Annotated in this window: 8 protein-coding genes; all 8 read right to left on the bottom strand. The window is 46.5% G+C overall.

The features are described from left to right. Window positions 1-188 precede the first annotated feature (188 nt). On the bottom strand, window positions 189-2,162 hold the full coding sequence (gene acs, locus Q7J27_07425; protein ID MDO9528971.1) for an acetate--CoA ligase: 1,974 nt from the start codon (window positions 2,160-2,162) through the stop codon (window positions 189-191). Between the two features lie 245 nt (window positions 2,163-2,407). Beyond that, entirely contained in the window at window positions 2,408-3,115 is a 708-nt protein-coding gene (locus Q7J27_07420; GenBank protein ID MDO9528970.1) for an ABC transporter ATP-binding protein, read from the bottom strand. Continuing rightward, on the bottom strand, window positions 3,115-3,828 hold the full coding sequence (locus tag Q7J27_07415; protein ID MDO9528969.1) for an ABC transporter ATP-binding protein: 714 nt from the start codon (window positions 3,826-3,828) through the stop codon (window positions 3,115-3,117). The genes Q7J27_07420 and Q7J27_07415 overlap by 1 nt, the downstream gene beginning before the upstream one ends. A 20-nt stretch (window positions 3,829-3,848) precedes the next feature. Beyond that, on the bottom strand, window positions 3,849-4,814 hold the full coding sequence (locus Q7J27_07410) for a branched-chain amino acid ABC transporter permease (protein ID MDO9528968.1): 966 nt from the start codon (window positions 4,812-4,814) through the stop codon (window positions 3,849-3,851). A gap of 16 nt (window positions 4,815-4,830) precedes the next feature. After that, window positions 4,831-5,715 (bottom strand): branched-chain amino acid ABC transporter permease, encoded by an 885-nt coding sequence (locus tag Q7J27_07405; protein MDO9528967.1) that lies wholly within the window; start codon window positions 5,713-5,715, stop codon window positions 4,831-4,833. Window positions 5,716-5,803: 88 nt separating this feature from the next. Then, window positions 5,804-7,009, bottom strand: coding sequence for an ABC transporter substrate-binding protein (locus Q7J27_07400; GenBank protein MDO9528966.1), 1,206 nt, complete (start codon window positions 7,007-7,009; stop codon window positions 5,804-5,806). Between the two features lie 212 nt (window positions 7,010-7,221). Then, the gene (locus tag Q7J27_07395) at window positions 7,222-7,860 is read right to left on the bottom strand and encodes a response regulator transcription factor (GenBank protein MDO9528965.1); all 639 of its coding nucleotides are present in this window, start codon (window positions 7,858-7,860) and stop codon (window positions 7,222-7,224) included. Further along, a partial coding sequence (locus Q7J27_07390) for a PAS domain-containing protein (protein MDO9528964.1) occupies window positions 7,857-8,882 on the bottom strand: 1,026 nt, incomplete at its 5' end. The genes Q7J27_07390 and Q7J27_07395, both read right to left, overlap by 4 nt.

Below are 8,882 nucleotides of genomic sequence, written 5' to 3'. Positions count from 1 at the left end.
GTCGTCCATGTGCTGATGATCAAGAAGTGCAAGGGATTATCCGAAGCCCAGAGCGTCTCACCACTAATGTAGCCGAGCCGCCGTATCACATCTGACCTAATTTCCTGTATAAGGTTCCTGAGTTCATCCTCTTTCCCCGGCAGACAGTGTCTTTCAATCAATACTCTTATCATGCTTTTTCATCTCCCCTACAACCTGTTTTTAACGATTACATCCACAACAGAAGGATCTGCCAGGGTACTTGTATCCCCCAGAGCAGTTACGTCATCCGCCGCAACCTTCTTCAGGATCCTCCTCATAATCTTTCCACTTCGCGTCTTGGGAAGAGCATCCGCCCACTGTATCTTCTCAGGTGTGGCAATGGGACCAATCTCTTTCCTCACATGGGCCACCAGCTCTTTCTTCAACTCTTCCGTCTTCTCAATACCGGCATTCAGGGTAACATAGGCATAAATCGACTGACCCTTCAGCTCATGGGGATAACCGACAACCGCTGCCTCGGCAACAGCATAGTGGGCAACCAGGGCGCTCTCAACCTCCGCCGTCCCCATCCTGTGACCGGAAACATTGATAACGTCATCGATACGACCCGTTATCTGGTAATAACCGTCCTCGTCTCTGCGTGCACCATCGCCTGCGGTGTAATAACCGGGGAACTGCTCAAAATAGGTCTCCTTGAACCTCTCCGGATCACCATAAACAGCCCTCATTATGCCGGGCCATGGTTTCTTTATGACAAGGGCACCGCTTGCAACCGTCTCCTCAAACTCCTTGCCCTCATCATCTACCAGGGCCGGCCATACTCCCATAAAGGGAACGGTAGCCATGCCAGGCTTGATATCAATCGCACCGGGAAGCGGTGTTATCAAAATCCCGCCTGTCTCCGTCTGCCACCAGGTATCAACAATCGGACACTCGCCACGACCAATCATATTGTAATACCAGTTCCATGCCTCGGGATTGATCGGCTCACCTACCGTACCCAGAATCCTGATAGAGGATATATCGGCCTTCTTTACCCATTCATCACCCTCCTTGGCTATAGCACGAATCGCCGTAGGAGCTGTATAAAAAATGTTAACCTTGTATTTTTCCACAACCTTCCAGAAACGGCTGATATCCGGATAGTTGGGCACACCTTCGAACATTACCGAGGTGGCACCGTTGCAGAGCGGCCCGTAAACAATATAGCTGTGACCGGTAACCCAGCCGATGTCTGCGGTACACCAGAAAATGTCATCCTCGTGATAATCAAAGATCATCTTGTGCGTATAGGCTACAAAAACAAGATAACCGCCGGTGGTGTGCATAACACCCTTCGGCTTCCCCGTGGAACCTGATGTATAGAGAATGAAAAGTGGGTCCTCGGCATCCATCCATTCCGGCTCGCAATCCGCATCCACCTTAGCCATCTCTTCATGCCACCAGAAATCCTTCCCCTCATTCCAGTTACACTCAATCTTGTCGCCAACTCTCTTTACAACGATCACCTTCTCCACAGAAGGACACTCCTCAATTGCCCTGTCACCACTCGCCTTCTGGGGAACCGCCTTGGCCCCGCGAAAGGTGCCGTCACAGACAATGAGCATCTTCGACTCGCTGTCCTGAATCCTGTCCTTCAGAGAATCAGCACTGAATCCTCCGAAAACAATGCTGTGAATAACGCCGATACGTGTGCAGGCAAGCATCGCTATCGCAAGCTCCGGAATCATCGGAAGATAAATACAGACCCTGTCACCCTTCTCGATACCGTGTGACTTGAGAACATTGGCAAACTTGCAGACTTCCTCGTGGAGTTCCCGGTAAGTATACGCCTTGTCTTCACCGGGCTCGTTGCCCTCCCACTGGATAGCTGTCTTGTCACCCCTCGTCTCAAGGTGCCTGTCAAGACAGTTGTAGGAAATGTTAAGCTTACCGCCTTCAAAATACCTGACGTATATGGGACCCTTACGCACGTCAAAATTGTAGTCCTCAACGCTGTCCCACTTCTTGAACCATGAAACATATTCCGAAGCAATCTCACCCCAAAAATTGTCAGGGTCATCCAAAGAGCGCTTGTAGAGACTGTCGTACTCTTCCCTGCCCTTTATGTAAGCCTTCAACTTTGCCGCCTCCGGTACCGGATAGACGTCCCTTAATTGAACCCTCTCGTCATCGCCCATCTTTCAACTCCTTCTATTTTTAATTTTCCCTCTTTCGCATTTAAGTCGTATCTGGGGATTAAGCAAACCAATACATTACGGAAGTTATTCCGCAGAGAAAGTGAGGGCTTTGAAAAATGGGTTTACCCTGCGTGTCATCCAAGGGAAAAACCCATCTTTCAAAGCCCCCGAAGTATTCAATTTTTCTACTAAAGACCCTATTTTACCGCCATATATCAACGAGCAAGAAACCCGTAATAAAAGCTTTATATCCCCAGGAAAGCTTCTTTCACATGCTCGTTATGCATCAACTCCTGACCTGTCCCCTCAAGAACTGTCCTTCCATTTTCCAGGACATAGGCCCGGTGACACATGGCCAGAGTCTGCCTGACATTCTGTTCAACGAGAAGAATCGTAACACCCTCTCCATTGATCTTTTTTATCATACCGAAGATTTGCTGCGTCAGAAGCGGCGAAAGGCCCAAGGAGGGTTCATCAAACATCATCATCTTTGGATGACCCATCAGTCCTCTGCCTATAGCCAGCATTTGCTGCTCCCCCCCTGAAAGGGTTCCTGCCATCTGTTTTTTTCTTTCACCGAGTATCGGGAAAAGCCCGTAAACATGTTCCATTGTTTCATTGCGCTTCCCTTTAGCCTCGGCAGTGAGTGAACCCATAATAAGGTTTTCCTCTACGCTCATATCGGGAAATAGACGTCTCGCCTCAGGAACATGCACGAGACCATGCTCAATAATCTTACTGGCCGGCAACTGATCGAGACGAATACCATCACCAAACTCTATTGTTCCCTTCTGCGGCGTCAGCATGGAGGATATAGTCTTGAGCGTGGTGGATTTCCCAGCTCCATTAGCACCAACCAGAACTACAATCTCTTTTTCCTTTACATGAAAGGTAATATCCCAGATAACCTGAAGATCTCCATAGAAAACATTTATACCGTTAACCTTTAACATTATTCAACCCCCAAATAGGCTTCTATTACCGCCGGATTATTGGCAACCTCCTCAGGGGTGCCTGAGGCAATGGTCTGGCCGAAATTGATAGCATGGATACGATCCGATATTGTCATGATTACCTTCATTATATGTTCTATAATCAAGATGGTAATCCCGCTATCCCTCATCTTTTTAATCAGCTCAATAGCCTCATCAAGTTCTGAAGGATTTAATCCTGCCGCGGTCTCGTCAAGAAGTATAAGTTCCGGTTTTGTAGCAAGAGCACGGGCAATTTCAAGCCTCTTTCTTCCCCCTATAGGAAGACTTTTCGCCAACTTGTCCTTTTCCCCTATAAGATTAGTGAACTCCAACACCTTTAGCGCTGCTTCTTCGGCTTCCCCTATGGCATTGACTCGGCAAAAAGCAGATGCTGTTACATTTTCCAACACCGTCATCCTGGCAAGGGGTTTGACAACCTGGAAGGTCCGGCCTATGCCAAGGTGGCAGACTTTATAAGTCTTCAACCCCTTTATACTTTTACCTTTGAAAACGACATCCCCGGACGTAATAGGATAATAATTATTGATACAATTGAAGGTGGTGGTTTTTCCGGATCCGTTCGGTCCGATAAGACCGAATATCTCACCTTCGTCTACATGAAAAGTAACATCGTTAACCGCTTTAAGCCCTCCAAAGGCTTTAACAAGATTTTTTATTTCAAGGAGTGCCATATATTTTCCCCTCCACTTCCTTATGAGACAGATGATGGTTTAATTCTAAAAACATACCGTTTAATTTTCGACCAATCGCCCACTACACCATTTGCTAAAAACATGATCACAAATACGACCAGCAGGCCGAAAGCCATCGCGTGTCCCTGGCTTATCCATGCCGGAGCCAGGCCAAAGAACGAGCTTCTGAATGTTTCCTGAACTCCTACCATAATAAAGGCACCTACAGCAGGCCCCATGATGGTGCCGACTCCGCCCACTATACCGACCAGAATCGCCATAATGGATATGTAGTGCAGGGAAAACACCACCTCAGGGTCGATAAACGCCATATAATTCATGTAAAAAGCTCCTGCCATTCCTGTGAAAAAGGAACTTACCATAAGGGACACATTTTTATAAAGAAGCGTATTTATGCCCAAGGATTCTGCAGCTTCCTGATTCTCCCTTATGGAGACGAAATAATATCCCCATTTAGACTTCATAATCAGATGTATGGCAAAAACACAGGCAAAAGCTAATAGTAGCGCGATATAATAATAAGGGAGCTTGCTTCTGAAAGACTGGATAATGAGAATCCCCACCATCCCGTCTGTCAGGCTTTCCCAGTTGGTGGCGATGAGTCTGATAATTTCGCCTCCGGCGAGAGTGCCCAGGGCAAAATAAGGACCTCTCAACCTGAAACAGACCCAGCCAACAAAAAGCCCGATCAACATGGCTGCGATGCCCCCGAACATCATACCCCACCAAGCAGATATCCCCAGTTTAGTAGCAAATATACCCGCGGTATACGCGCCGACACCGAAAAATATGGCATGTCCAAAAGATACCTGACCGGTGTAACCTGCCAGAAGATTCCACGCAGAACCGACGATAACCCATATAAGAACAATGATGGCCAGGTGCTGATAATAATCAGAGCGGACAACCAACGGGAAAACCAAACAAACAATTCCCAGAATAATTAATGTCAAATTTTTTTTCATCACAGTTCCGTCCCCTCTATGATTTAATAAGACGTTTTATACCGACCAAACCACCAGGTAAGAATACCAGGGCAATTACGAAAATTACAAAACCAACCATCTCTTTATAACCCATGCCGACATACGTTGCGCCGAGAGATTCGGCAATACCCAACGTGAGCCCGCCAAAAATTGCCCCCACAGTACTTCCCAAGCCTCCCAGTATACAAATAACAAACGCCTTCAGGGTAAATGGGCCTCCAATATCGGGGAAAAGATAAAAGATCGGTATCAACAAACTTCCAGCCGACGCTACCAATGCCGAACCCAGGCCAAAGGTTATGATTGTAATACGGGTGCTGTTCACACCCATCAGAGTCGCCGCTTCCTTATCCTGCGCAGTGGCACGGATGGAACGACCGGTATCCGTCTTGGCGAGAAACCAGAAAAGCGCAAGCGTAATAACAATCGCAAAGATAAAGGCTATACACATCGGCAGATTAAAAGAAATATTACCGATAAAGAAAGCTTCACCACCGTACGATGTTTGAACTGTCTTGTAATCTGAAGTAAAAATAAACCTGCATATCTCAGCAAGGACCATGCCTATTCCCACGGTCATCAAAACCTGATTTTCAGGAAGGATAGAATCGATTTTCATCAGCGGATTCAACAGATATTTTTGCAGAAAACAGCCAAGGAGAAACAGGGCCGGCATTGCGACAATGAGCGAAAAATAGGGATCAACATGCATATAAGAGGATAAGACAAAGGTAATATACATGGCGACCATCATCAACTGACCGTGGGCGAGGTTTATAATCCCCATGACGCCCATGATAAGGGACATTCCAATTCCGATCAGGCAGTAAATACCACCTATAAGAACCCCCGCTACTAACGTCTGGATCAAAACATCCATTTAATGTTCCTCTCTTTAAAATTCTTGTTGCAAGTGAGCCGCCATCGGCCATCTCCGATGGCAGCCCACTTCCTTAATTTGTTTTAATTTAGTATCCCCAGACCTTCAGCCAGTCCACAGGATATTCGAATTTTTTCGTTGAAGCCTTTTCAGGCCAGACCATTTCCAGTTTTCCATCAATCCACTGAACGACATAGGTGTCTGCTTTATTCTGGTTTATCATCTTACCCCAGGTGCCAAATTTAACCTGCCCAAAAACCGTCATCAGATCTGTTTCAGAAAGCGCCTTCTTGATATCGGTATTCCCGAACGATTTGGCCCTTTTCAGAACGTCAGCGATCACATAGCACGCGGCATATGCCTCTGCCCCATGATATTCTGTGTCTCGATTATATTTGGCTACGAATTTGTTATAGTAATCCATCGCCCCCGGGAAAGGAAGAACCTGATGCCAGAGTGTGGCTGAAATAACTTTATCAGAAGCTTTCCCCGCATTTTCAACGAATTCGGGAAGGGTAAATCCGCCCGCACCACCAATAAACATCTTCGGCGTCAGTTTCATTTCTCTCGACTGCTTCATGAGAAGAGAGGCGTCCATGATATAGGATACCATGTATATGATATCGGGATTGAGTCGTTTAATCTGGGTCAAAACCGGCCTATAATCGATTCCGCCATGCTCATACCCCTGTTTTAAAAGAACCTTAATTCCCAAATTATTACAGGTCTTTTCAAAGGCTTTCGCACCAGACGTTCCAAAAAGAGAATTTTCGTGAAGGATTGCAACCGATTTGGGTTTGATTGTTGCTACCAGTAGACTTTCAACAGCATCTGCATAGTGACTTGCCGGCGGATTTAAACGATATATCCAATCCCATCCTGAAGTGGTAATCTTATCCGCAGAACCGGTATTGACAAGAAAAGGCATCGCGTTTTGCTGGCAGACACCGGCCACGGCGTAAGTTACCGAACTGCTGTACCCACCACCAAGCATCACAACCTTGTCTTTGGTGATAAGTTTTTCAACGACGGAACGGCCAACCTCCGGACGCCCCGTATCATCTTCTATGAGCAGCTCCAGTTTTTTACCGTTAATGCCACCTGCCGCATTGATCTCTTCCAGTGCAAGATCGAAAGAGAGCTTTTCAACCTCTCCGAATTTAGCCTGAGCACCGGTAAGCGGGAGAACAATACCCACCTTCACTGAACCGGCGGCCATAGAAGACGACATCCCGAAAGTGAAACACAAGGTTACTGATAAAAGGAATACCATCAAAATTTTTAAAACTCTCATAATTACCTCCTCCTTTTAGGGTTAAAATTTAGTTAAACACTTTTCCTTCAAACCCCTCAAATTCCGATTTTCATTGTAATTTATAACTTAAGTAAAATCAACAAGAGTAATGAGGTCTAATTTATGGTGTGACGCTATCACGTGAGAAGTAAGTTGAAAATCAGGCAGTTTCTGATTTTTTTGTCAGATATTTTCTTACACAGAAAGGAAAATCATGGTTCGATAAGCCCGTTTTGTATGGCAAATCGTGACAACTCCGCATTGTTCCGCAGATTGAGCTTCCTGAGAAGGCGAGAGCGGTAAGTATCGACTGTCTTTATACTGATGTGATAAATTTCTGCAATCTCGCTGTTCGTCTTTCCCAGAGACAGACATCTCAATACTTGAATTTCCCTGTTGGAAAGAGTATCCAGCAAAGACATGTTGCTCGTTCCCCTGCCCAAGCGGAGCGCCAATGCCTCCGCCGCTGAATCACTGAGGTAGCGTCCACCGCTATGAACCTTTCGAATGGCATTCACGAGTTCCTCCGGCGCCGATCGCTTGGTCATATATCCCCTGGCTCCTGCACCTATCGCCCGGAAAACATACTGTTCCTCTTCATGCATTGTAAGGATGAGAATTGGCAGCTCCGGACAATAAGAACGAAGTTGATTAAGCACCTCCAGCCCATCCATGCCGGGCATGGAAATATCGACCACCGCCACGTCAGGCAGTGTTTCCCGTACCTGTTTAATGGCCTCATTGCCGTCGGCCGCTTCCGCGATTACTGTCATTTCTCCGCTCTCTTCAACAATACGTCGAAGGCCGGCTCTAACAATGCTATGATCATCTGCCAATAGAACCTTAATCAATGAACTACCCCTTTCTGGTCATTGATAGGCGCTCTGAAATAGACCTGAGTGCCTTTTCCCTGTTGCGATTGAATTTCCAGGTTGCCGCCAACCAGATTGGCACGCTCGCGCATCCCTATTATCCCCAGACAGTCAGGTTCCGAAATGTTTCGCATATCAAATCCATGACCATTGTCTACTACTGTAAGAGCCAATGTTCCATCTTCTGCTTCCAGGATAATATCTACACGGGTAGCATGTGAGTGTCGGGCCACATTGGTAAGAGCCTCCTGTGCAATTCTATAGGTCGCCGTAGAAAGTACATTATTTATGTGCGGCACATTCAGACGCTCAAAAAAACAGGCAAGTCCCGTGCGTTTTTCAAAATCCGTGGTGTACCATTCCAGCGCATCAATGAGTCCAAGGTGGTCGAGCACCCCCGGGCGAAGACGAGTTGCCATATCTTTAACTTCATCAATGGTCCTATCGATAAGGTTACACATTGTCAACGCCCGTTCTACCATTTGGGAATCATTTTCACCCAGGCCTTTCATAAGCCACACACAATCCATGCGCAGCGCCGTGAGCATCTGGCCCAGTTCATCATGCAGTTCCCGGGCTATGGCGGCACGCTCTTTCTCCTGACTGGCTATGACACCACCGGAAAGGCGTCTCAGTTGATCCTGGGCTTTCTTGATTACGGTTATATCCATTGCTATCCCACATAAACCTCGTACAGATTCCCGTTCATCATAAAGAGGAAATTTTACTGAAAGATAGGTATGGATGCCATCCTTCTGAGAGACGCTTTCCTCTACCTGTATCGACTGCCTCTCCTTGAAAATTCGCACCTCGTTCGTACGAAACTGAGCGGCTATCTTCTCCGGAAATATTTCATAGTCGGTTTTGCCAACGATCTCCTGTTTTCGCACATCAAACAACTCTTCAAACTGGGAATTGACCATTACATATCGATATTCTTTGTCTTTGATATAGACAACCGCAGGCATATATTTAATAATGCTCGTAATCTCCCTTGTCTT

The organism is Syntrophales bacterium (assembly GCA_030655775.1).
In the GTDB taxonomy this organism is placed as follows: Bacteria; Desulfobacterota; Syntrophia; order Syntrophales; family JADFWA01; genus JAUSPI01.
This window is presented reverse-complemented; position numbering and strand designations above follow the sequence as displayed.

Bases quoted from the DNA above. Each gene is read 5' to 3' on its own strand.
- Q7J27_07405 (MDO9528967.1), bottom strand. From the start codon at position 5,715: ATGGATGTTTTGATCCAGACGTTAGTAGCGGGGGTTCTTATAGGTGGT.
- Q7J27_07415 (MDO9528969.1), bottom strand. From the start codon at position 3,828: ATGGCACTCCTTGAAATAAAAAATCTTGTTAAAGCCTTTGGAGGGCTT.
- acs (MDO9528971.1), bottom strand. From the start codon at position 2,162: ATGGGCGATGACGAGAGGGTTCAATTAAGGGACGTCTATCCGGTACCG.
- Q7J27_07420 (MDO9528970.1), bottom strand. From the start codon at position 3,115: ATGTTAAAGGTTAACGGTATAAATGTTTTCTATGGAGATCTTCAGGTT.
- Q7J27_07400 (MDO9528966.1), bottom strand. From the start codon at position 7,009: ATGAGAGTTTTAAAAATTTTGATGGTATTCCTTTTATCAGTAACCTTG.
- Q7J27_07410 (MDO9528968.1), bottom strand. From the start codon at position 4,814: ATGAAAAAAAATTTGACATTAATTATTCTGGGAATTGTTTGTTTGGTT.